Origin of the sequence: Pseudoalteromonas sp. Bsw20308 (genome assembly GCF_000310105.2) — a bacterium.
In the GTDB taxonomy this organism is placed as follows: domain Bacteria; phylum Pseudomonadota; class Gammaproteobacteria; order Enterobacterales; family Alteromonadaceae; genus Pseudoalteromonas; species Pseudoalteromonas fuliginea.
This window is the reverse complement of record NZ_CP013138.1, coordinates 769,404-793,366: the sequence shown is the minus strand read 5'-3', so window position 1 is coordinate 793,366 and position 23,963 is coordinate 769,404. Positions and strand designations below refer to the sequence as shown.

Sequence of the window (23,963 nt, the reverse complement as noted above, 5' to 3'; positions counted from 1 at the left end):
CTAAGTTTACAGCTTTAGATTTAGATTTTGGTTTACAACTCTACTCATACTATAGTCTACTAATGGAAAGTTGTTATATTTTAAGTAAATAATTCAGTTAAGGCCTAATTATTAAATTATTAAAAACACTGTTAAAATGTCTCTTAATTTTGTTACTCACTATTATTATTATTGGCTTAATGCTTCCTCAAAACTATAGCGTCAATAAGACTATCGAAGTGAATGCAAGTATTCGTACTATCAAATCATTAACAACCGATTTTGATGAATGGCATAAATGGTCTCCTTGGCAACAAGTCGATCCATCCATTAAATTTGCAGTTAGTGAACCAAGTGCTGGTATTGGAGCTCATCAATCATGGATCAGTAAATGGGGGCATGGTGAGATGACAATTACTGCATTAAATGATCGTAAGATGGTATTTAATACCTTATTAAATAATGAACATATCGTACAAGGCACATTGACGTTTACAACTAATAGTAACAACAGTGTAAATGTAGAGTGCCATATTGAAGGGCAAGCAACGACAATACTTGTTTCTGGTTACATGGCTATATTTAGCGAATATGTGCTCAATAATACAATTGCATTAGGGCTAAATAATTTAAAAACAGTTGCTCAACTAAGTGATATACAAAATGTAATGGAAAGTCATGACAGTCAAAACAGCACAAGCAAGAATTAATCTCGCAAACATCATAGAATCATTACTTGGTTACTCTATAACCAAGGTAGGAAGTAATGGTGCACTCTCAAACGATGAAAAAAACTATAACCCACAGGGGAAAATAAAACCGCTGTACCATATTAGTAGCGATAATTCAGTTTTAGCTCGCGCTCAAAAGCGACAAGATTTACTACTTATTAAGCAACAGCAAAATATTGAAACAATCTTAGCGATGGCAATGGCGTTTTGTCCCGATGTAGCAAGTAGCAAACAACCTGATGCGGATTGGGTAGAGCACTTTATTGGGCTCTGTGAAGACACCTCAAACGAATCAATGCAAACATTATGGGCAAAAATACTTACAGGCGAAACTCTCAATCCTGGAACATTTTCAATTAAGAGCCTGCAAACACTTAAGCACATGACTCAGCGCGAAGCCGATGCATTACAAAAATGTGTATCACTAAGTAGCTATAACGAAAAAGACGACAGTCACTTTATTTTACTCGGATTTTATAAAAAACCATCGATTTTTGATTTACTACGCAAAGGCAATAAAGTATCTCTAAATTTAGGAAAAACAGGTATCAGCTTTCCTGACATTTTAACTTTAATGGATCTTAACTTATTGTATCGAAAAGAAATTGAATCAGCCGTGTTAAAATCAGGGCAAGAACTTACGCTTTCATTTTTTTCTCAAAAAGTAACGTTAAAAGCAAAAAGCAATGATTTAGTACTGAGTTATTACAAATTCACTCAAACGGGTGATGAGCTATCTAAACTAATAAACGTTCCAGTAAATAAAGTGTATAAACAATTAATAAATAGTGCATTAGAAGTAGAATTTGATTTAGCGTGGCATGCTACTAAGTAGTAAACCACGCTATAAAATCACTCAACTAGTTATCAAGTGAGTAATTAAAAGTGAATCTGAATACCTGCAAATGGGCCAGATGCATCGATATCTGTAGTAATATTATCTACATCATCAAGTTCTAATACCATGGAGCGATATCCAGCTTTAACTGCAACATCAATCGCTAGGTTATCAATAAATTCCCACGCAATACCCACTTGGTAATCTTGTACTTTACTATCGTCTATAGCCAAAAAGCTACCTTCAAAAAACACACTTAAACCAGTAAATGGCAGGCCGGCTTCTGCACGACCATAAGCAAGTGGTACAAAACCTGAAAAATCAACGGTTTCAGTAAAGTTAGTGTTGCCACTTTGAGTAGTACCCGTTACAGCAACCTCACCATCAAACTGTTTCGCATTCAAACCTAAATCAATAGAGATTAAATCGTTATCAAAAATTTCGTAATACAGAATATAATCAATGTGTGTTAGATCGCTAATTGAATTAACTGTCGTACCAACCACATAGTCTGAACCATTAAAGCTAAATGTATCAGTTAAAACTGCAGAACCGTTTAGTTCAAGTTCGGTATACTTTAATTTAATATTAGGTACTAACGGTACTGGGTGCTCAAGGGCTGCGTAATAACTTATAAATGTTTCATCTTCAAAATTGAAATCTTGAGATGCATTATTTTTATAAGAAAACTGACCATCATTATCTGATTTCCAGCCATCAACCCCTACATATAAACCTAATAAAGTGTCAGCGTGTGCTGCAGGTGCTAAACATGCCATTGAAAGGGCTGCTGCTAAACAATACTTTTTCATTTTTTATCCTTGAGCTAGTAGTTCGCTAAGTTCGATTAAAGCCGCATTGGCTCTAGAAATATAATTTGCCATAACTAAGGAATGATTAGCCACATAGCCAAAACCATTCCCATTTAAAATTATTGGGCTCCACACCGTTTCTTGGGTTGCCTCAAGTTCACGTATTATTTGTTGCACACTAACACGGGCATTTTTCTTCTCAAGTACATCTGCAAAGTCATACTCTACCGCTTGTAAAAAGTGTAACAACGCCCAAGTTGCGCCACGAGATTCATAAAAAACATCATCAATTTTTAGCCAAGGTGTTCTGACTTGCTGTTGTAATGGTGCAAGAGTCGCTTGTTTATTTGACGAATTTCCAGCTAAATCAGTATTCACTTTTTCTTGGCCGACACTGGCACTTAAACGTTGGCTTAAGCTACCTAAGCGCTTTTCCGCTTCTTTTAACCAACTACGTAGATTATCAGCTCGCGCATAAAATTGGCTATCACGTTCGTGCTGATTCGCTATTTGTGTACGATAAACGACTAGATAATCAATTCCTTTTTGATACTCTCCCTCCGCGCTTGGCCATGCCCACGCTTCAGAGCTTATATTAAACTGTGGCTGTGCTTTTTTAAGTGCTTCATGCTCTGTTGATTGCGATTGCGAACGGCTAAAATCTTTTCGCATAGAAAGCGCTAAATCACGCGTCATTTCTAACGCACCATATTCCCACGCAGGCATGTCATCCATAATAATACTTGGCGGTATAACATCATTCGATAAATAACCACCCGGTTTATTTAGTATCGTACTCGCTACCTCAATAAGCGTTGCCGTTGTTGTATAACCTGTAACTATTTTTTCATTACGTAACTGCGCTTGCTCTTTTGCATTAGCGACAACATCAAAACGTGCCGGTTCAGTACTCCAATAAACAGCAATTGCGTAAAATATGATAAGCAGTAAAACAATTGTTCCTGCTATTTTTCCTTTATGTTGCGACATGTGTACTCCTAATGATGAGCGTGTTGAGTAGATGGTTTTGACTGCTTAGCTTGCGTTTCAAGCGACACCACTTGAGCATTAGTAAACAAGCGGTTACCGTCACTAAAATATAGCGTGAGTTTACGTTCTTGCCCTACTTTTAATGGCTCTAATGGTTCAAATGCCATTAAATGATAACCGCCTGGTTGGAAGCTAACACTTTCATGCGCTTTAATTACAACCGATTCAACTTGTTGCATTTTCATCATGCCGTCTACATGTGAATGCTCGTGTATTTCCACACGCCCTAAGCCATCAATTGTTGCCTTAGTTAAAGTGGCGTTTGTTCCACTGTGATTAATAAGCGTTAAATAGCCTACAGTTGCAGTACTGGCAGGTAAAAACTCCCTCACTTGCGCGTTAGTTACTTCGAGTACAGCCACATCAGAACCATGCTCGTGCCCTGAATGCGCCGCCAATGATGACGTAAATAAACCTAACATTAACGCTGAAGCCATCGAAAAAAACTGCTTTGTCATCATTTCATCCCTAGTGAAAACATTAAATTACAGGCTAAATTTAACATAGTTAACCCATAATAGTCAGTCAAATTAAGGATTAAGAGGCTACTTTTTTGTTATCAGCAACAAGCCAACACAACACTGCAACAAATAGTAACGGCCATGCAATCATTATTGATCCGAATAAAAACGCTAAAACAGTCCCAGCTAATGCCACAACACCCGCTCCAACTAATCCCATAGTAATTAAAGCCACTACCGCAACCACAGCAACAATTGCGGCCAAAGCACCTACAAGCTCAAGCCCTGCCCAGCTAATATCAGCAATCCATAATGGTAACTGCCAAGAATCAACATGCACAAACGCTATTAAATCAGTAAACAGTAATAAATAGATAAATACACATACTGCCAAAGCTTTCATAGTAATTCTCCTTATACCAACCGGCTTATATATGGGTCTATTTAACGATAAGAAAATTGCGCTATAACTAGGCAAAAGTTTTTATATCTAGTTGTTCTAAATAAAAAACCCAACAACGCTATAGAGTGATTTAATTCGTTAAATTGTTCAAATATTTATGCCTCTTAGTATTAATACTCTTTATTTTCAAGGCAGCAATGCGCTATAAAATAACCAAGTGCAATTGCAAACGGAAAACTCAAAAATAATAAAATAGTAACTAGGCGGGTTGCCCATACTGGAAAGTCCAATCTATATGCTAAACCACTACACACACCCGATATTTTTTTATTCAAAGTATCTTTATACCAACCTCGTTGACGATTAAAGCTGTTCATAGCAATCTCCTAAGCAGTGTGTTTTAAATTAGTATTTAAGTTCGCTTTTAAGCGAGCCAGTTCAACATCAATTTTTTCATTTTTAACTAACGACTCAATTTGGGCACTGGTAGAGCTTGCTGTATCAGTCAGCTCATAAGCCTCTACTTGAGCTTCAATGCCTTCAACACGCTGCTCTATTTGTTCAAAACGAGACAACGCATGAGCTACTTTATCGCTTTGTAGTTGCGTACTGATCCGCCCTCTAGCAATAGCAACATTATGGCGTTGCATTAACTGAGCTTGCTTTGTTTTAGCCAGTGCCATTTTTTGCTGCAAGCGCTCACAATCAGACTTAATTTTTGCAATAGACTCTTGCAATGTTTCTAGTTGAGTTTGCTTATTCTCAATGCTTTCGTTAACGCGTTGCTTCTCAAGTAAGGCTGATTTAGCAAGGTCATCACTGCCTTTCTCAACCGCACGTTCAGCTTTAATTTGCCAAGCTGCTAATTCTGTTTTTTTAGTATCAATTTGGCGATTAATTACTTTCTCTTCACACAATAAAGCGGCTGCTGTACTACGACACTCATTCAATGCATCTTGCATCTCGGTAAGCATTAGGTTTAAAAGTTTTTCAGGGTCTTCAGCTTTATCAAGCATGGCGACAATATTTGATTGAATTACATCATTTACGCGGTTAAATATTCCCATGGTATTCTCCTGTTGATTTTTAATTAATTTCAACAAGAAGATTCCAAGAGTTGTGCCAAGTTCATAAAAACAATGAAAAAAAGCCTAATATCAACAACATAATTAATAAACAATTAAATTTTTAGTGACTTTAAGCTGAATAGCATAGAGTGTAATTAGCCAATAAATTATGCTTTTGACTAATTTTTAGGATCAAAAAAGCCACTTGAAAGTGGCTTAAATTTAGAATTTTTAAAGCTTAGTTTTATTCGGGTACAAAGCTTAATGCTTTATCCATTACCGATAAATCAGCTTGCTTACCGTGACCACTTTCAGAGAGGTGGCGTCTAAAACCTCGCGCACCAGGCTGCCCCTGAAAAATACCGAGCATGTGACGTGCAATATGCCAAAAATTAGCACCCAAACGCATTTCTTCTTCAATATAGCTGTACATTGAGCGTACTACATCGTGGCGTGATTGCGTGTTTGCAGTATCACCATAAATTTTCTCATCAACGTCATTGAGCATAAATGGGTTACTGTAAGCTTCACGCCCAATCATTACACCATCAATATGTTGTAAATGTTCTAGGCTCTGCTCAATTGTTTTAACACCGCCATTTAGGCTTAAGTCTAGTTGCGGATAATCTTTTTTAAGTTGGTAAACACGTGGGTAATCAAGCGGTGGAACTTCACGATTTTCTTTTGGACTTAAACCATTGAGCCATGCTTTACGAGCATGAATAATAAAATCATCACACCCTACTTTATGCGACGCCTCAATAAGCGCACACAAAAACTCATAAGAGTCTTGCTCATCAATACCAATACGTGTTTTAACGGTAACAGGAATAGTAACTTCACTTTTCATAGCTGCAACACACTCAGCAACTAATTGAGGTTCAGCCATTAAACATGCGCCAAATCGGCCATTTTGAACTCTGTCTGACGGGCACCCTACATTTAAATTTATTTCGTCATAGCCACGCTCACCTGCTAGCTTTGCACATCGCGCAAGCGCTTTAGGATCAGAGCCACCAAGTTGCAGCGCAACTGGGCCTTCGTGTTTATTAAAATGTAAGTAATCGCCTCGACCAAATAAGATAGCCCCTGTGGTTATCATTTCGGTATAAAGCACAGTGTGTTTAGTCATTTTGCGATGAAAAGTACGACAATGACGATCAGTCCAATCAAGCATGGGGGCAACGGAAAATTTTCTATCTAACGTATTCGACTGCGGCGCAGGGTTTTTCATTAATTTACCTTATACATCAATAATTTATAGCTTGATAACAGGTTGGTTATCTTTCATTATTCTTCACGTTATTTAGATATTTTAACAAGTTCGGTCTCCCTATAGTCTCCCAAGGAACCGAGCAAAGAATGAATAAAGGCACCTGCACAATGAACGTTTATTATATAAAAAACCAACCAATTGATCATGAACAATCGGCTTGTCAGGCGAAGATAATTTTATAGGTAGTATTATGTCATCATACTGTATTGAAAACCGCAGACGGGCCGATGGAACGATAAAGTACCGTTGCAAGGTTGTATTAAAAGAAAAAGGCAAGGTTATACATCAAGAAAGTAAAACTTTTGATAAAAAAGCCAGTGCTAATGCATGGGGGAAGCGTCGCTCTAATGAAATAGATTTAAATGGCCTTTCCAGACCCATAGAGTACGTAAAAATTAACGACCTTATCGATCGTTATCTAACAGATCCTAAAATAGCCCCTAACGTAAAACGGACGAAGGGGGCTTGCCTAACCATGCTTAAAAGTTATGGCATTGCTAAGCTATATGCTCATGATCTTAAATCATCAGATATTATTGAGCATTGTCATCAGCGAATAAGTTCTGGTGCTAAGCCTGCAACAGTTGCCCATGACTACTTTTATTTAAAGTCAGTCTTTAAAGCTGCAAAGCCTTTCTGGGGTATGGAAATCACTGAACAGCCTTATGTTGATGCGAAACCCATGTTAGAGCAGATGAACTTAATTGGAAAAAGCCAAAGAAGGACACGTCGTTTAAAAAAAGGCGAATATGAAGCACTTGAACAAGGCTTAAAGATCAGAGAAGAGCACCGCTCTGCACATATTCCTTTTGTCGATATATTTCAATTCAGTATTTTAACTTGCATGCGTTTAGGCGAAGTAACCAACCTCAAATGGGACGATTTAGATAACGATACAAGGACTATTTTGTGTAGAGATAGAAAAGATCCTCGCAAAAAAGAAGGTAACCATATGCGAGTCCCCCTTTTAGGTGAAGCCTATAGCATAGCAATTAGACAACCCAAAAAAGGAGAATTAATTTTCCCTTACAACCCTAAATCTATTGGTTCAGGCTTTCGCAGCGTTCGAAAGAAGCTAGGCATCAAAGAGTTAACTTATCATGATTTAAGGCGAGAGGGTGCAAGCCGTCTATTTGAGAGAGACTACCGTATCGAAGAGGTAGCTCAAGTGACAGGGCACAAAGACTTAAAAGTATTATGGAATGTGTACACAGCATTAAATCCTGAAAATTTACACAGGGACATGTAGCATGTTCAACTTAATAGAATAATTTGAATTAGTGTGATCACCAAGGCACTATGTCGGTATAGTTACCGAGCGACTTTGTCGTAAATAGCATATCAGCTGTGTGATTCATAGAGATCGTTTCAATTTAGCGATCTCCAAATCACGTTTGTAATTAGAGAGCTGAATCCGCTCATTGTGAGCTAGATAGAACTTCTCTACCTCATCTGTAAACGGGGTTTGCTCACTTAATTCAAAATACCTTTCCATAGGAGTTTTCCCGTTGTGGGCACTATGTGGCCGCTCCCAATTGTAATAATGCTGCCACTCAGCAAGTAGCTCATTAATATCAGCACTCTGGACTTCCCAGCTTTCACTAGACAGTTTTTAACTCAGAATAATACGCTTCTTCAAACTTAGCAGGTGAAACACCGCCTGTATGTGAGTTGTACTTTTTTGGATTGTAAAACATTTCTATAAAATTGAATATCTCAGCTTTCGCATCTTCGCGTGTCGAGTATATCTTACGCTTAACTATTCGCTTTTTAATTGTCGCAAAAAAGCTTTCAGCAACCGCATTATCATGACAGTTCCCAGCGCGGCTCATCGAAGGCACAAGTTGATGTTCTTTCATAAATGCGAGATAATCTGCGCTACCGTATTGACTACCTTGATCACTATGCACCATTACTTCAGCCTTCGGTTGACGTTGATATACAGCCATCAACAATGCGTTTATAACAAGGTGCTTATCCATATTTTTATCCATTGACCAACCCACAATACGCCTAAAGAATAAATCCATTACTGTTGCCACATATAAAAAACCTTCATAAGTTCTTATGTAAGTTATGTCGCTCACCCATGATTGATTCGGCGCAGGTGGGTTAAATTGACGTGCTAATAAGTTATCTGCAATCCGCGATGTCCTACCGCCTTTAATATGGCGACGCTTATACCCAATTTGCGCTTTAAGCTTATGTTGTCGCATGATCTTAGCGACGCGATTTACGCTGCATTGCTCACCGGCTTCACGCAAGTCTGCATGTATCCAAGGGCTACCATACGTGCCGCCACTGGCTACATAAAATTCTTTAATGAGTTTCAACAAGCGATTATCTTCAAGCGCTCTATCGCTTAAAGGTTTTTTTAACCACGCATAAAAACCACTACGATGCAGTTTAAAAAGGCGGCACATCGTTGTGATAGAAAATTCATCTTGGTGATCACGAATGAAGCCGTACTTTACTCAGGGTTGCTGGCAAAGTACCTTGCGGCCTTTTTTAAAATGTCCCGTTCCTCCGTGACACGCTTTAACTCAGCCTCTAATTTAGCGATCTTCAATTTTTCATCGGATGATTGAGCGGATTTAGGTTTATCTGATAACTGGCTCCGCCAGTGATATAACGTTTTGGTACAAATAGCTAATCGCTCAGCGACTTCTGCAACTGAATATCCGCGCTCAGTAATTTGTTTAACAGCCGCTTCTTTAAACTCTTGGGTATACCGTTTACCTTTGCTCATAAAACACCTCTTATTAGAAGTTACAATGTAACTTATTGGGTGTCTAGCAAACTATGGGAAGTCCGCTTTTTTAGGAATGACAGAAATTCGTGGGAAAAGCCACTTCTATTACTCATATCGCAGTGCTTCAACTGGAACTAGTTTCGACGCTTTTATTGCAGGAGCTAAGCCAAATACCACACCTATAAATGTTGTAAAACCAAATGAAAGAAATAAAGCCCAGCTAGGTACAAATAAACTTGGATCCCCCGGTAGAAATAAAATTATTAATCCGGCTACCCCATACCCAAGAGCGATACCTATTATTCCCCCGATTAAAGATAATACTAATGCCTCTACTAAAAATTGGTATAGTATAATTTTTGACGAGGCACCTAAAGCTTTAGCAATGCCTATTTCTTTGGTTCTCTCAGTTACAGATACAAGCATAATATTCATTATACCAATACCACCCACAAGCAAACTAATAGCGACTACGCCCGATGCAACTAATGTGACAGATCTAAGAATACTATCAAATTGCTCTTTTGTTTTTTCTGCAGTGACAAATTCAAAGTAATCTTCCTCTCCCTCTTCAATTTTATAACGGCTACGTAATATTTGTCGCATTTGAGATTTGATTGTTTCTAGATCAACATCATTTTTAGGACGAAACATGATTTCGATATTCTCTGTAACCTGATTACCATTTAAAGACTTTATGGTGCTAAAAGGAGCAATAATGTAATTGTCTTGATCATAACCAAAAATGCTTCCTAAAGTTTCTGCTACACCAATAACCCTAAAAAAATCTCCACTAAGTTTAATAAACTCGCCCGTTGGGTTCTCGGGCATATTTAACTTCTTAATAACTGAACTACCTACAAATGCGACTCTGCGTCTCCTCAGGTCATCGCTCTCTGACAAAAAACGACCTTCGACAGGATATACATTAACTACATTTTGATAGCTACTATCAGTACCTAAGATATGAGTTTGAATTGACTCTCTACCATATTGAATACTAGCCCCCAAACTATATGCCCTCATTGTGACGGTCATATCTTGCACACCTTTTACTTTTCCTTTTAGCACTAGAAAGTCGTCATAAGTTAACTTATTTATAAATCCCAACATCTCTTGGTTAGCATTAGTAAATGCTTTAAGTGTGACCATATCGCTACCGAGGTCATTAAACTGCTTGCTAATATTAGAACTTAGAGCATTCATCACAGCTACAACTGAAATAACCGCAGTTACACCTATGATGATCCCAAGCGTTGTTAAAATACTGCGCATAGCATTTGAATAGATAGCCTGAAGAGCAGCGCGTAAGCCTTGATATGCTATATTGATAAAATCAGCCACAATGAGCCTCCTCGACACCATCAACCACACTAATCCGTTTTTGATTGTGTTTATCGAACTCAATCTGACCATCTACGAGACGGATCACGCGCTTACAATGATTGGCTATTTCATTCTCATGAGTCACGATCACAATAGTATGCCCTTTCTCATATAGCCTATCGAACAACGACATAATGTCCGCTGTAGTTTTACTATCTAAGTTTCCTGTCGGCTCATCCCCTAGTAATATCGCAGGTTCGGTTACCAAAGCTCTAGCTATTGCCACGCGTTGACGTTGGCCCCCAGAGAGTTGATTTGGCAAACTATTGATTTTATCAACCAAACCTACTTCTTTTAGTGCTTTAAGTGCTCTGCTAGTTCTTTCTGCACTACTCATCGTTCTGTAAACTAGAGGCTGAATAACATTATTTACTACAGAAGACTTTGGTAACAAGTTAAAGCTTTGAAAAATAAACCCAATCGAATGATTTCTCACTTTAGCTAACACATCCTCTTTTTGATTAGCAGTATTCTGATTATCTAAAATGTATTCCCCAGCACTGAGCGTATCCAAGCAGCCAAGTATATTCATCAATGTGGATTTCCCCGAGCCTGAGGGGCCAGTAATGGCTACATATTCATTCTTTTCTATAGATAAGTTCACATTATTCAAAGCACAAAACTCTTCTTCAGCCATCATGTATCGCTTGTATGCTTTGTTTAGCTGAATTATCGGCGAACTCATGACTTGCTCTCTTTAAGTAAAACTCGGGTTCCATCTGTAAACTTATCAAACAAACGACTAGGCCCTGTTACAACTTCATCTTCTAAGCTCAGCCCAGAAAGAATCGACTGATGAATATCTGTAGCCATGCCCACTTCGACTGTCCGCATTTCAACTTTTCCATTGTTTAATACCCATACATAATATTGATCTTTATCCTTGCGTACGGCTGAAATGGGCACACTAAGAGAAGGGTTCGACTCTTGTATAATAATTTCTGCCCGACAACTCATGCCAGGGTGTAACCCTGTTGGATCATCAAGAGCTATCTTTATCGCGTAATATAGTCCATTACCTACCTTCGAACTTCTTGCCGACGTTCCAATACTACTCACTTTCCCGAGAATAAACTTTTTAGGATTCGCAGCTGTGAAAATATGTGCAGCCTGACCAATATGTACATTATCAATATCTGCCTCATCGACCCTAAGCTCTGCTATCAGAGTATGCGGGTCTGCTAGAGTAAGTAAGGATGTTCCGGCAAAGTTCATGGCACTTGCTATTACAGTCTCACCTATCTTTACATCAACCGAGGAGAGCAACCCTGACATGCTAGCCTTGAAGGTCGTTTTACTTAACTTATCTTGAGCATACAACAACAATGCTTGTTTTTGGTTAAGACTTTCTACAGCAGCTTGTTCCTTGATTTTGGCGACCTTATATTCACTTTTAAGGCTTTCTACGCTCTCTAATCCAACACTATTTTGCGAGTAAAGTTTACGCTTTAATTCCAATCGCCTTCTTATGTCTTTAGTAACTTCTTTGGTATATTCAATCTCAATTGATTGAGCATTTACGGCAGACTGATAATTAGATACATCTGCCGCGTACGCTGTTTTATCTAGCTGTAAAAGTACATCACCTTTCCCAACAAAGTCCCCTTCATTGACAAATATTTCAGTCACTAAGCCAGTAACTTCTGAACTCACTTTTACCTTTGAATCAAAAATTAAATTACCGGAAGCTAACACTGTATCTGCAAGCACCTGACGTTTAACTTTTTCGCTGCTAACAGTGAATTTAGAATTACTTCCTGCTCCAGCGGTAAAGTTAATTAGAATAAAAAATCCTGCTAATATAACTAAGAAAACAATTATTTTTTTCATATTTTAACACACCAACTACATTACAACGAGAAACCAAGCCCCAAACACAAGAGCATAAGGTAAAGCAGAAATCAGCAACGCTTTCAATACTGACATGCTAAAGCAAACCTTTAAACCTAAAGTCATCAAAACAACAGACCATAAATAAAACAGATTAAAATTATCTGTAATAGCATAAAATTGCTCACCGGGTGAGTAATTTAAAAACAGCTGATTCAGAGAAGAATAGTTTTGAAGTACGATTGGTAAATCAACGTCATGTGACGAAGAATAAAGGTAAACAAACCCTATAGCATGAATTACCAGCGGCATATATGTCCAAATGGAAAAACTAAAACTATCTCCAAAAGTAAAATCCTTTTCGCTACTTGAAAGGCTTGCAACGAGCTTTATGTAGCTTGCCATAATAAAGCAAAGAAATATGATAAATATAGCCGAAGTTACACTACTAATAAGGCCAATGTGCTTTGCCGTTTGTCTTATTAAATCAATAACAGCATCTAATTCAGACGGCGCAATTTCTCCGGCGTGCAACAACTGTTGCTCCACTAACCAAGCATGCGACATACCAGAATAGAAAGAAACAACACTAAAAATTGTTATTATAATCAGTGTTAAAAAACCTAAAAAACTCCATTTCTTTATTTTATTAAGATGCTCAAAAACATTTCTTGGAGCAAGAAATACATCTAAAAGAGCAACTGGACTACTTGTATAACTCATAAAAATCTCTTAAATAAACCCATAAACGACATAAGTACTAAAATAACATAAAATTTAAATGGCTATTTTGTGAATACTTGGTGTTACTGTTTTCTCTTTTTCGACAAGATCACCGTTTTTGTCAACACAAACTACACTGATCGGTTTAAAACCATTAAAGTTCTGAGTTGCATAGCTATTCGAATATGCACCTGTAGAACCAAATAATAAATGATCACCCTCTTTGAGTGAGGATGGAAGTACTATCGTAGTATTTGGTGGTAGTAGCATATCATCACTATCACAACTTGGACCCGATAACACCGTTGAAACAATATCCTGCATAGTATGCAAATTAACATCATCTAACAAATGAATTGGTAACTGAATATCACTAGCTTCATACAATCCATTAAACTTCCCAACATCCATATACACCCAATTTTCGATTCCATTATCAAATTCCCTTTTTGCAGTTAATAATACTTTGCTCACCACAACACCTGTATTTGCAACGATAAATCGACCAGGTTCGATCATAAACTTAAATTGGCTTCCACAATTTTCTTCAAATTGGTCAATATGCTTTTTTATTGTTTTCAAATAGCTAACTAGGTCGAAGTCCACAACTTCATCATGATCCATATAACCATTTGCAGGAAGACCGCCTCCCAGGTTAATTGCGTTCAACTTAATACCATCTTTTTTAAGTTCCGAAATAACCACTTCGCAATTTTTAAGAGCAGCAGCCCATGCATCAGCATTCTGCTGCTGTGAACCTACGTGGAATGATAATCCGTAGGGAACAAGATCACAGCTACGCGCCAATTTCAACAATTGTGTGGCGCGTGCCACTGAAGTGCCAAACTTTTTAGAAAGCCCCCAAACAGCTCCGTTTCCATCGGTTGACAAACGCACCATAATTAGAGAACCAGGAGCCATTTCTGCGACTTTTAATACTTCTTGTTCAGAATCTACACTGAACGAACGTATACCTAACTCATAAGCCTGTGCTATCTCTTCTCGCTTTTTAATAGAGTTACCGAAATGTAATTGTGTAGATAACCCCCCGATTTCCATGCATTGTTGTATTTCACCTAAGCTTGCAGCTTCAAAACTAGAGCCTAAATACCTCAAATGTGAAAGCACTATCGAATCTGGGTTAGATTTTACTGAAAAATATATTTCAACATTGGATAAAATTTCCTTCAATAAAGAAAATTTTTTATCGATTAAGTCCAGCCCCATAACAAGACATGGAGTTGATATTTCATTGCTGTTAATCAGCTGATTAACTTTCATCTTTAACTGTGTAACATTATCCATTCGGCCACCAAGTAATTTTCCGTTTTATTTTTATAAATTAGGCTTTACAAATTGAATATTTATGAAATCAAGATGTAAAACCAAATGAGCATGTAATCTTTATCCTGCTTGCTGATTAACGGGCTCTTTGCTACTTAGCACTTCCTGTTCCTCTAATTGCTTCTTAGCATACTGTTTTGTAAATCTCATTACAGAAGGAGCAAAATATAAGGAAGTTGAAGCTATAACGATCGCACCAGCTATTAACCACGCGGTAGGCATACCAAACTTATCAGCAATAAAACCGGCTATGAGTGCCCCAAATAATGCCCCACCTTGAGCAACCAGAGACTTTACAGATAACATAGTTGAGCGACTTTCTTCTTCTATATTTTCATGGAACATTGCTAATACAGGAGCTATCGTGATCCCAGAAAACATAAATAGCAGAAAATATACACACACAAATCCAGTTAAGCTTCCTTGAATAGAAAACAGAACAAATAAGCCACCTATAATAAAGCTGCAGGCAACCAGCAACGGCATGTAGTTATGTTTGAACAACCTAGATAGTGGAATAGAAAGAACTTGACCTACTGCTAAACATATAAAGTTCGCGGCGAAAATTAAGCCAAAGATCCATGACGACCCCTTATCATTAACAATTTCATTTAGCATAGGCTGCCATAGTTGTTCCAAAGAAATAAATGCAGCACCACCCATAAAATCAAGTATAAAGAGAATCATCAATATAGGAGTTGAAGAAATTTGCTTTGCCGCTTGACCAAGAACATCACTTACACCTTCAAGAATAGATTTATCACTTTTTTTTACATTTGGTTCTTCAATAAACTTAATTGTCATAAAGATATGGAAAATAACAACTGGAATTAACAAAACAAAATTTACTTCGTAAAAATCAATCAAATTGCTTCCCTCACTCATAAATTTAAACCAAATAGGTAAGAAACCTGCTATTACCGCTCCAAAAGCAAGACCTAACATTTGATATGATGTTATATAAGCTTGGGCTTCTAATAGGTTTGGCGAGTCTGATACTTTTTCTGAGTTATAATTTTCAACAAATAGAGCGTCTAAGGTTCCAGAGAATAACGCAGATGATATTCCATTTATTGCCATGACTAATAAAAGACCCTCAAAACTATCTACGACAGTAAACCCAATAATAACGAGCAACAAAATAAGCTCACCCATTAAAAATGTCTTCTTCCTTCCATAAGTATCAGCTAGAGAACCAAATGGAATTTCGAATATAACAACAAAGAGTGTACTTGCTGCCAATAACAACCCCATTTCAAGCAAGCCTAGGCCTTTATCCATGAACATTAAGTACATAATAGGTGCAATAACCCCACCTATTGCTGCAACCCCAGCTTGTATCAAACCAAACTTCATTATTAAATTTTTCATAATTATTCCTTATTTATTCACTTCTGATAAGCGTTCAGCTAATTGTTTTAATTCATTTTGAAATGTTGTTTTTATTTTATAGAAATCTTCTTCCTTAATATCTGTATTAAAGTACTCGAAAAAGCCTGATAAATTCTCATTTGGATTAATAACCAAACTAATTTTGTACGGACATGGGTCATATTTATCTATACACTCAATTAGAGATTCTTGCTCAGAACTTTCACCCTGATTAGCTGCAGTTAAAAGTTCATTATTTTGATAAATAATCAGTGAACTAAACCCAGACTTTCTGTAGTCTTTGTGTACTTTTGAAATATCGATGTAGCTATGTTCTTGTCGCTTTAACATGTTTTTATGAAGTCTGCGAACAAAACCTTCAGTTACACCGTCTTCGATTAAGTCTACTTTTACTGGTAAAACAGCAATGGTATTGAAAACTAATGTATCCAAATTGCTGAGGTTGATACTCCGTCCCGAATCAATTATTGAAAAATACACTGTATTCCGATTAAGTAGCTGCGATAATGTTCTTGCCCATGCAGCCTCAATCAAAATATATGGTGTAATTGACAAGTTTCTTGCTGATTTATAAATCATTTGAGAGTGTTTAACCCCCAGTGAAAAAGCGGGCTGGCACACGCTGTTCCTATCTCTTTTTATATAGCCTTGGCCACTATAAAAAGGTGTAGAGTCCTCTAGTGATCTTAATTCATTAGACCAAAAGTCATGCGCTACCTCTTGGTCCAAGCTCAATTGCCATCTTACGTAATCTATACCAGAGTTCCCTTCTTTCTCATTCGGCTGTGGGAAGCCTAGTAACGTATTGTATGCATTGATAATAATATTGGAAAGATTCCAGCCATCTACAATTGCATGGTGGATAATGAAAGCGTGGTACTGTTCTCCGTTTGATGTACTAAAAACAAATATACGAAGAAGAGAAGATCTTGAAATATCTATTGAATCCGACATTCTTTTCTTAATTATCTCATTAACTTCATCAAGGTCATGTACATCTATCTCATGATATTCAAGGTTAGCTTCATTATTAACTAATTGATATACCCGATCATTTTCAATATGGAACTTGGAACGTAATGCAGGTATTGACTTCACTATATGTATCCACGCATCTAATAGTCCATTATTACTAGACTTTTCTGCTATTGCAGGCTGAACCTTGAACAATGTATTTACCCACCATGCCTCATCACCAGAATGGGTATAAGTGTGCAATAACCAATCTCTTTGCGTAGGTGTTACTGGAAATATTTGTTCACTATCTTTAATGTCTAAAGCTTCTATTAAATAACGATCCCTTAGGTCTAGTAAACCGTGTTTTGTTGACAAAAATTGCTTGCTGAGTTTGTTTGGTTTTACTTCAAATCCATTTTGCTCATTCAAATAGCGGTATAACTGCTCAATTGTCTTGTGCTCAAAAAGTATGCCTACAGAAAGTTCTACTCCTAGCATTTTCTTGCAAGCACTAACAATACGTATAGCTGTGATAGAATTGCCACCAATTTGGAAAAAGTTGTCGTATATCCCCACCTGCTCTAACTCTAAGACGGTTTGCCATACTTCACACAACCCTGCCTCGAGTTCGTTCCTTGGGCCAACGTACTGAGACTTGTCTACTAAAATCGGTTCGGGTAACGCCGCCTTATCCAATTTGCCATTTACTGTTAGCGGGATCCCTGCGATTTCCATAACACTGCTTGGCAACATGTAATCCGGTAATTGCTGACGTAATTGTGCTTGTAGCTGCGTTATCGACAAACTCTCGCCCGCCTGTGCAACTACATATGCAGCTAAATACTGGCTTTGCGCTTGGCTTTGTACAATAACTGCCGCTTGTTGAACCCCTGGTAACGCACTCACCACACTTTCAACTTCACCCAGCTCGATACGATGACCTCGTATCTTCACTTGATTGTCGTTACGGCTGATATAAACCAATTCTCCACTGGGAAGCCAGCGCACAATATCCCCCGTCTTATACAAACGGGTATACCCTTTCGCTTTATCCGCTTCACTGGCAAATGGGTTCGCTATAAAACACTGTGCTGTCAACTCTGGACGATTTAAGTACCCCCTCGCCAGACCTGCACCGCCGATATATAACTCCCCAGGACTGCCCATGGGAGCCAAAGCCCCTTGCTCATCCAATACATAGAATCGCTTGTTATCTAACGGGTGCCCTATCGGCGCATCGCCCGCTTGACCATCAAAGTGATAAGCACTGGCAAACACCACCGTCTCCGTCGGCCCGTAAACATGAATAAATTGGGTATCTTTATGCTCTTCTATCGCTTGTTGCACCACATTAATATCGGCCGACTCACCACCAAAGAGGACATTTCTGACCCTTGTATTTTCTAACGCACCTGATTTAATCATTTGATTAAACAACGCCGTTGTCGTGAAGAATGTATCGATATCATGATGACGCAATGCTTTATTAAAGCGTGTCATATCCAATAACGTCTCTTTACTCAACAAATAACAGCTCGCGCCTTGTAATAAGCTATAAAACGCGTCAAACACAAAACCATCAAATGAGTAAGGCGCTAAACTCGCAACGCGCCCGACGCGCCCATTCTCTACATAGGCATCGTTAAACACAAAAGCTGCGGCGGCTTCATGCTCGACCATCACCCCTTTTGGCTGCCCTGTCGTGCCCGAGGTGTAAATTACATACGCTAAATCATCTGCATCACTATGGGAGTCTAACGCTTCACTTGTATGCGTTGCTGACCAAGCGCTCGTTGCTGAGATTAATGTCACCGCTTCGCCATCTACCCACTGTGCTAACTGCGTTTCATACATTGACTCTGTGACAATTAACCCCATCTGCGTGTCTTCTAGAATGTATTCAATGCGCGACTGTGGGTATTCCGGTGACAACGGAACATACGCTCCGCCCGCCTTGAGTATCGCTAAAATACTCACCACCATATTCACGCCGCGCTCTAAGTACACCCCTATCAAAGTACCCGCGCTCAATGCTTGACCATGACAGGCTAAGTGGTCGGCTCTTATCTCTCTTGCTAAGCGATTAGACGCTTCCTCCAACGTCTGGTAACTGAGTTCCTCATCCTCACACACCAAAGCGATACTCGCTGGCGTTTTATGCGCCTGAGCACTGAATAACTCCGCCAGTGTCTGCCCCTGTGGATACGCTTTATCTGTGTCATTCAATGTGCACAATAAGGTGTCACGCTCTGCGTCACTTAACAGTGGCAGCTCGCCAACACACGTATACTTGCCACTTACCAAGCCGGTTAGGACGCGTGTATACAAGCCCAATAACCGCTCTATACTGTGCACCTCGAACAAGCTCAATGCATAATTCAACTGACCCGATATGCTCGCTTGCCCATCTGTCATTACAAGGTTCAAATCAAATTTAGCGGGGCTATATAATGTATCCTCTCCTAAATCATCGACCACCTCAAAGGGTAAAGAGCTCTCCGTTCCTAACGCATTACCAAACCCTTGTACACTGAACATGACCTGATAAATAGGGTGCCTTGCGCGGTCTCGCTCTACCTCCAACAGCTCCACCACATTCTCAAATGGCAACTCTTGATGCACCTTCGCACCACTAACCACACTATGAACCTCTGTTATGAAGTCTGTGATCGCTTGCTCATGCTTGATCTCTGCACGCAGGGCCAACGAGTTAACAAAAAAGCCCACCAAAGACTGTGTCTGTGCGTGATGCCTATTTTCTGAAGGCGTTCCCACAACAATATCCTGTTGGCCAGACAGCGCTGATAATGTTAAATAAAAGCCGCTTAATAACACGGTGTACAAGGTCGTTTCTTGTGTTTTGGCAAGCGCTCTGAGCTGCATTGACAACTCAGGATCTAAACTAAAGCTATGGTCTTGGCCTCTAAAGTCTTGTACCGCCGGCCTAGCTTTATCCGTATATAAATGTAACGGCTCCACTCCCGCTAGCTGCTGTTGCCAGTAGGATTGCAGTTGTGTCAGCACTTCACCTTGTAAGTGATCACGCTGCCATGCCGCATAGTCTGCGTACACAATGTCTTGCTCTGGCAATGCAACCACATCACCCTGACACAATGCTTGATAGCACTGTGCTAGCTCTTGTATGAAAATATCCAAAGACCAACCATCAAATGCAATGTGATGCCACATGATGAGTAAATATCGCTGCCCTGATACCTCATACCCGTGTAACTGCAAACTTAACTGCGACGTTAAATCAAAGGGCGTCGACATCTGTGTTTTTAATGTCGCGTGTAATACTTCATCGCTGGCTAATTGCTGCCATGTCAGTAGTAGCGACTCTGTTATCGGTGTTTGATAGGCGTTATCTTGCTCATCATGTCGATACACCGTTTTGAGTATCGGGTGCCTATCTAATAAAAGATTGAACGCCGTTTCTAAATTCTCTAGTTGCACCTCTGGTGCCAGCTTCACCACCATCGGAATATGGTATGCATCTGAGCCCGCTGAATATTGCTCAATGAACAGTAAACGCTCTTGTGCAAAAGATAATGGCACTTGCGTCAAGGTTGTTTTAGGAATGACGATTAACGGTTCATCACTGAGGTTCTGCGCCAATCCCGCGACAGTTTTATGTTCAAACAACTGGGTTAATGAGATATCGATCCCCAAGGTGCGACGACTGACCTGAGTCAACTTGATCGCCATGATGGAATTACCACCAATTTGGAAAAAGTTGTCGTATATCCCCACCTGCTCTAACTCTAAGACGGTTTGCCATACTTCACACAACCCTGCCTCGAGTTCGTTCCTTGGGCCAACGTACTGAGACTTGTCTACTAAAATCGGTTCGGGTAACGCCGCCTTATCCAATTTGCCATTTACTGTTAGCGGGATCCCTGCGATTTCCATAACACTGCTTGGCAACATGTAATCCGGTAATTGCTGACGTAATTGTGCTTGTAGCTGCGTTATCGACAAACTCTCGCCCGCCTGTGCAACTACATATGCAGCTAAATACTGGCTTTGCGCTTGGCTTTGTACAATAACTGCCGCTTGTTGAACCCCTGGTAACGCACTCACCACACTTTCAACTTCACCCAGCTCGATACGATGACCTCGTATCTTCACTTGATTGTCGTTACGGCTGATATAAACCAATTCTCCACTGGGAAGCCAGCGCACAATATCCCCCGTCTTATACAAACGGGTATACCCTTTCGCTTTATCCGCTTCACTGGCAAATGGGTTCGCTATAAAACACTGTGCTGTCAACTCTGGACGATTTAAGTACCCCCTCGCCAGACCTGCACCGCCGATATATAACTCCCCAGGACTGCCCATGGGAGCCAAAGCCCCTTGCTCATCCAATACATAGAATCGCTTGTTATCTAACGGGTGCCCTATCGGCGCATCGCCCGCTTGACCATCAAAGTGATAAGCACTGGCAAACACCACCGTCTCCGTCGGCCCGTAAACATGAATAAATTGGGTATCTTTATGCTCTTCTATCGCTTGTTGCACCACATTAATATCGGCCGACTCACCACCAAAGAGGACATTTCTGACCCTTGTATCTTCTAACGCACCTGATTTAATCATTTGATTAAACAACGCCGTTGTCGTGAAGAATGTATCGATATCATGATGACGCAATGCTTTATTAAAGCGTGTCATATCCAATAACGTCTCTTTACTCAACAAATAACAGCTCGCGCCTTGTAATAAGCTATAAAACGCGTCAAACACAAAACCATCAAATGAGTAAGGCGCTAAACTCGCAACGCGCCCGACGCGCCCATTCTCTACATAGGCATCGTTAAACACAAAAGCTGCGGCGGCTTCATGCTCGACCATCACCCCTTTTGGCTGCCCTGTCGTGCCCGAGGTGTAAATTACATACGCTAAATCATCTGCATCACTATGGGAGTCTAACGCTTCACTTGTATGCGTTGCTGACCAAGCGCTCGTTGCTGAGATTAATGTCACCGCTTCGCCATCTACCCACTGTGCTAACTGCGTTTCATACATTGACTCTGTGACAATTAACCCCATCTGCGTGTCTTCTAGAATGTATTCAATGCGCGACTGTGGGTATTCCGGTGACAACGGAACATACGCTCCGCCCGCCTTGAGTATCGCTAAAATACTCACCACCATATTCACGCCGCGCTCTAAGTACACCCCTATCAAAGTACCCGCGCTCAATGCTTGACCATGACAGGCTAAGTGGTCGGCTCTTATCTCTCTTGCTAAGCGATTAGACGCTTCCTCCAACGTCTGGTAACTGAGTTCCTCATCCTCACACACCAAAGCGATACTCGCTGGCGTTTTATGCGCCTGAGCACTGAATAACTCCGCCAGTGTCTGCCCCTGTGGATACGCTTTATCTGTGTCATTCAATGTGCACAATAAGGTGTCACGCTCTGCGTCACTTAACAGTGGCAGCTCGCCAACACACGTATACTTGCCACTTACCAAGCCGGTTAGGACGCGTGTATACAAGCCCAATAACCGCTCTATACTGTGCACCTCGAACAAGCTCAATGCATAATTCAACTGACCCGATATGCTCGCTTGCCCATCTGTCATTACAAGGTTCAAATCAAATTTAGCGGGGCTATATAATGTACCCTCTCCTAAATCATCGACCACCTCAAAGGGTAAAGAGCTCTCCGTTCCTAACGCATTACCAAACCCTTGTACACTGAACATGACCTGATAAATAGGGTGCCTTGCGCGGTCTCGCTCTACCTCCAACAGCTCCACCACATTCTCAAATGGCAACTCTTGATGCACCTTCGCACCACTAACCACACTATGAACCTCTGTTATGAAGTCTGTGATCGCTTGCTCATGCTTGATCTCTGCACGCAGGGCCAACGAGTTAACAAAAAAGCCCACCAAAGACTGTGTCTGTGCGTGATGCCTATTTTCTGAAGGCGTTCCCACAACAATATCCTGTTGGCCAGACAGCGCTGATAATGTTAAATAAAAGCCGCTTAATAACACGGTGTACAAGGTCGTTTCTTGTGTTTTGGCAAGCGCTCTGAGCTGCATTGACAACTCAGGATCTAAACTAAAGCTATGGTCTTGGCCTCTAAAGTCTTGTACCGCCGGCCTAGCTTTATCCGTATATAAATGTAACGGCTCCACTCCCGCTAGCTGCTGTTGCCAGTAGGATTGCAGTTGTGTCAGCACTTCACCTTGTAAGTGATCACGCTGCCATGCCGCATAGTCTCTATAATCGATATGTAATATCGGTAATTCGACCATTTCACCATTAATCAAAGCGTTATAAGCTTTTGATAATTCCTTAAAGAATACACTTACAGACCAACCATCAAATGCTATATGATGCCAAAGTAATAATAAGTATTGCCCTGCTTCAGATTGGTAGTGCTTAACTCGGAAACTAGGTTCCCTCTCCAAATCAAATGGCTGTTCCAAATCTTTAATAAGCTGTGGTTTCAGTACACTTTCACTAAGCGTTATTGAATCTATAATAATTTCTTGATCTAGAACATTCTGCTGTATGTTGTAATTCTTATCGTACTGGTAAACAACTTTGAGTACAGGATGGCGTTCAACAACTATGTTAATTGCCGTCATCAGATGAGTAAAATCTATTTCTGGTGAAAGTTTAAATAAGCTAGGTATATGATAAACACTTGATGCTTCATCATATTGACTTATGATCAACAAGCTTTGTTGCGAAAACGATACCGGATAGTTTTCACCTCCTTTCTCCTTTAGAATCCGATTTTCTCTAAAATCTTGCTTGCTATGAATACCATTTAACTCTAATAGATCTAACAGTCGCTCTTTGTTTTCTTTAATTTCAGGTAACAGACCATTTAAATCGCTACTTTCCTTTGTTCCAGATAATTTTAAGGCGCTAGATTCAACCCAGATGGAAGCATGTGCATTTCTTATTTTTTTTATTAAACATAACATGGATA

Annotated in this window: 18 protein-coding genes and 1 pseudogene; 3 read left to right on the top strand and 16 right to left on the bottom strand. The window is 39.7% G+C overall.

Annotation, left to right across the window (positions count from 1 at the left end; translation table 11 throughout):
• Positions 1 to 149 precede the first annotated feature (149 nt).
• Together D172_RS03365 and D172_RS03360 are read left to right on the top strand one after the other, a co-directional pair.
• Positions 150 to 689, top strand: coding sequence for an SRPBCC family protein (locus D172_RS03365; protein WP_081824556.1), 540 nt, complete (start codon positions 150 to 152; stop codon positions 687 to 689).
• Positions 658 to 1,545, top strand: coding sequence for a TIGR03899 family protein (locus D172_RS03360; protein ID WP_007378289.1), 888 nt, complete (start codon positions 658 to 660; stop codon positions 1,543 to 1,545). The genes D172_RS03365 and D172_RS03360 overlap by 32 nt, the downstream gene beginning before the upstream one ends.
• Before the next feature lie 44 nt (positions 1,546 to 1,589).
• On the opposite strand, the gene D172_RS03355 is transcribed toward D172_RS03360, so the two are convergent.
• The 7 genes from D172_RS03355 to dusA form a co-directional block, all read right to left on the bottom strand.
• On the bottom strand, positions 1,590 to 2,360 hold the full coding sequence (locus tag D172_RS03355; protein WP_007378288.1) for a TIGR04219 family outer membrane beta-barrel protein: 771 nt from the start codon (positions 2,358 to 2,360) through the stop codon (positions 1,590 to 1,592).
• A gap of 3 nt (positions 2,361 to 2,363) precedes the next feature.
• A complete protein-coding gene (locus D172_RS03350) occupies positions 2,364 to 3,350 on the bottom strand; it encodes a DUF2333 family protein (RefSeq protein ID WP_007378287.1) in 987 nt (328 codons plus the stop codon).
• 8 nt (positions 3,351 to 3,358) lie between these two features.
• Positions 3,359 to 3,868 (bottom strand): copper chaperone PCu(A)C, encoded by a 510-nt coding sequence (locus D172_RS03345; RefSeq protein ID WP_007378286.1) that lies wholly within the window; start codon positions 3,866 to 3,868, stop codon positions 3,359 to 3,361.
• A 79-nt stretch (positions 3,869 to 3,947) separates the two neighbouring features.
• Entirely contained in the window at positions 3,948 to 4,274 is a 327-nt protein-coding gene (locus D172_RS03340) for a hypothetical protein (protein ID WP_007378285.1), read from the bottom strand.
• A gap of 170 nt (positions 4,275 to 4,444) precedes the next feature.
• The gene (locus D172_RS03335) at positions 4,445 to 4,651 is read right to left on the bottom strand and encodes a PspC domain-containing protein (RefSeq protein WP_007378284.1); all 207 of its coding nucleotides are present in this window, start codon (positions 4,649 to 4,651) and stop codon (positions 4,445 to 4,447) included.
• A 9-nt stretch (positions 4,652 to 4,660) separates the two neighbouring features.
• Positions 4,661 to 5,341, bottom strand: coding sequence for a PspA/IM30 family protein (locus D172_RS03330; protein ID WP_007378283.1), 681 nt, complete (start codon positions 5,339 to 5,341; stop codon positions 4,661 to 4,663).
• Between the two features lie 244 nt (positions 5,342 to 5,585).
• On the bottom strand, positions 5,586 to 6,575 hold the full coding sequence (gene dusA, locus D172_RS03325) for a tRNA dihydrouridine(20/20a) synthase DusA (protein ID WP_007378282.1): 990 nt from the start codon (positions 6,573 to 6,575) through the stop codon (positions 5,586 to 5,588).
• 232 nt (positions 6,576 to 6,807) lie between these two features.
• On the opposite strand from dusA, the gene D172_RS03320 reads away from it, so the two are divergent.
• Positions 6,808 to 7,866, top strand: coding sequence for a tyrosine-type recombinase/integrase (locus D172_RS03320; protein WP_007378281.1), 1,059 nt, complete (start codon positions 6,808 to 6,810; stop codon positions 7,864 to 7,866).
• Between the two features lie 105 nt (positions 7,867 to 7,971).
• On the opposite strand, the pseudogene D172_RS21160 reads toward D172_RS03320, so the two are convergent.
• From D172_RS21160 to D172_RS03275, 9 genes and pseudogenes are all read right to left on the bottom strand, one after another.
• Positions 7,972 to 8,208 (bottom strand): annotated as a pseudogene (locus D172_RS21160) (integrase core domain-containing protein); the annotation flags it as partial.
• Positions 8,209 to 8,218: 10 nt separating this feature from the next.
• Positions 8,219 to 9,366, bottom strand: a protein-coding gene (locus D172_RS03315; protein WP_420713798.1) for an IS3 family transposase whose coding sequence is annotated in 2 segments (ribosomal slippage) — positions 8,219 to 9,090 and positions 9,090 to 9,366 — 1,149 coding nt in all. Because the reading frame shifts where the segments join, the coding sequence is not laid out codon by codon here.
• Positions 9,367 to 9,474: 108 nt separating this feature from the next.
• Positions 9,475 to 10,713: an ABC transporter permease gene (locus D172_RS03305; protein WP_007378980.1), complete on the bottom strand. Its 1,239-nt coding sequence runs from the start codon at positions 10,711 to 10,713 to the stop codon at positions 9,475 to 9,477.
• Positions 10,706 to 11,440, bottom strand: a complete 735-nt coding sequence (locus tag D172_RS03300; RefSeq protein WP_007378981.1) for an ABC transporter ATP-binding protein — start codon at positions 11,438 to 11,440, stop codon at positions 10,706 to 10,708. The genes D172_RS03305 and D172_RS03300 overlap by 8 nt, the downstream gene beginning before the upstream one ends.
• Entirely contained in the window at positions 11,437 to 12,585 is a 1,149-nt protein-coding gene (locus tag D172_RS03295) for an efflux RND transporter periplasmic adaptor subunit (protein WP_007378982.1), read from the bottom strand. The genes D172_RS03300 and D172_RS03295 overlap by 4 nt, the downstream gene beginning before the upstream one ends.
• Before the next feature lie 15 nt (positions 12,586 to 12,600).
• Positions 12,601 to 13,308, bottom strand: a complete 708-nt coding sequence (locus D172_RS03290) for a YIP1 family protein (RefSeq protein WP_007378983.1) — start codon at positions 13,306 to 13,308, stop codon at positions 12,601 to 12,603.
• A gap of 54 nt (positions 13,309 to 13,362) precedes the next feature.
• On the bottom strand, positions 13,363 to 14,613 hold the full coding sequence (locus D172_RS03285; RefSeq protein ID WP_007378984.1) for a type III PLP-dependent enzyme: 1,251 nt from the start codon (positions 14,611 to 14,613) through the stop codon (positions 13,363 to 13,365).
• A 99-nt stretch (positions 14,614 to 14,712) separates the two neighbouring features.
• Complete coding sequence (locus D172_RS03280; protein WP_007378985.1) at positions 14,713 to 16,023, bottom strand: MFS transporter; 1,311 nt, start codon at positions 16,021 to 16,023, stop codon at positions 14,713 to 14,715.
• A gap of 9 nt (positions 16,024 to 16,032) precedes the next feature.
• Positions 16,033 to 23,958 carry a non-ribosomal peptide synthetase gene (locus D172_RS03275; RefSeq protein ID WP_168157898.1) on the bottom strand — a complete coding sequence of 2,642 codons (7,926 nt, stop codon included), beginning with the start codon at positions 23,956 to 23,958 and terminating at the stop codon, positions 16,033 to 16,035.
• Between the last annotated feature and the right edge of the window lie 5 nt (positions 23,959 to 23,963).

Excerpts from the sequence above, each read along its gene's own strand:
- D172_RS03295 (WP_007378982.1), bottom strand. The coding sequence starts at position 12,585 with ATGAAAAAAATAATTGTTTTCTTAGTTATATTAGCAGGATTTTTTATT.
- D172_RS03355 (WP_007378288.1), bottom strand. The coding sequence starts at position 2,360 with ATGAAAAAGTATTGTTTAGCAGCAGCCCTTTCAATGGCATGTTTAGCA.
- dusA (WP_007378282.1), bottom strand. The coding sequence starts at position 6,575 with ATGAAAAACCCTGCGCCGCAGTCGAATACGTTAGATAGAAAATTTTCC.
- D172_RS03360 (WP_007378289.1), top strand. The coding sequence starts at position 658 with ATGACAGTCAAAACAGCACAAGCAAGAATTAATCTCGCAAACATCATA.
- D172_RS03335 (WP_007378284.1), bottom strand. The coding sequence starts at position 4,651 with ATGAACAGCTTTAATCGTCAACGAGGTTGGTATAAAGATACTTTGAAT.
- D172_RS03275 (WP_168157898.1), bottom strand. The coding sequence starts at position 23,958 with ATGTTATGTTTAATAAAAAAAATAAGAAATGCACATGCTTCCATCTGG.
- D172_RS03290 (WP_007378983.1), bottom strand. The coding sequence starts at position 13,308 with ATGAGTTATACAAGTAGTCCAGTTGCTCTTTTAGATGTATTTCTTGCT.
- D172_RS03320 (WP_007378281.1), top strand. The coding sequence starts at position 6,808 with ATGTCATCATACTGTATTGAAAACCGCAGACGGGCCGATGGAACGATA.
- D172_RS03300 (WP_007378981.1), bottom strand. The coding sequence starts at position 11,440 with ATGAGTTCGCCGATAATTCAGCTAAACAAAGCATACAAGCGATACATG.
- D172_RS03345 (WP_007378286.1), bottom strand. The coding sequence starts at position 3,868 with ATGACAAAGCAGTTTTTTTCGATGGCTTCAGCGTTAATGTTAGGTTTA.
- D172_RS03280 (WP_007378985.1), bottom strand. The coding sequence starts at position 16,023 with ATGAAAAATTTAATAATGAAGTTTGGTTTGATACAAGCTGGGGTTGCA.
- D172_RS03330 (WP_007378283.1), bottom strand. The coding sequence starts at position 5,341 with ATGGGAATATTTAACCGCGTAAATGATGTAATTCAATCAAATATTGTC.
- D172_RS03340 (WP_007378285.1), bottom strand. The coding sequence starts at position 4,274 with ATGAAAGCTTTGGCAGTATGTGTATTTATCTATTTATTACTGTTTACT.
- D172_RS03285 (WP_007378984.1), bottom strand. The coding sequence starts at position 14,613 with ATGGATAATGTTACACAGTTAAAGATGAAAGTTAATCAGCTGATTAAC.
- D172_RS03350 (WP_007378287.1), bottom strand. The coding sequence starts at position 3,350 with ATGTCGCAACATAAAGGAAAAATAGCAGGAACAATTGTTTTACTGCTT.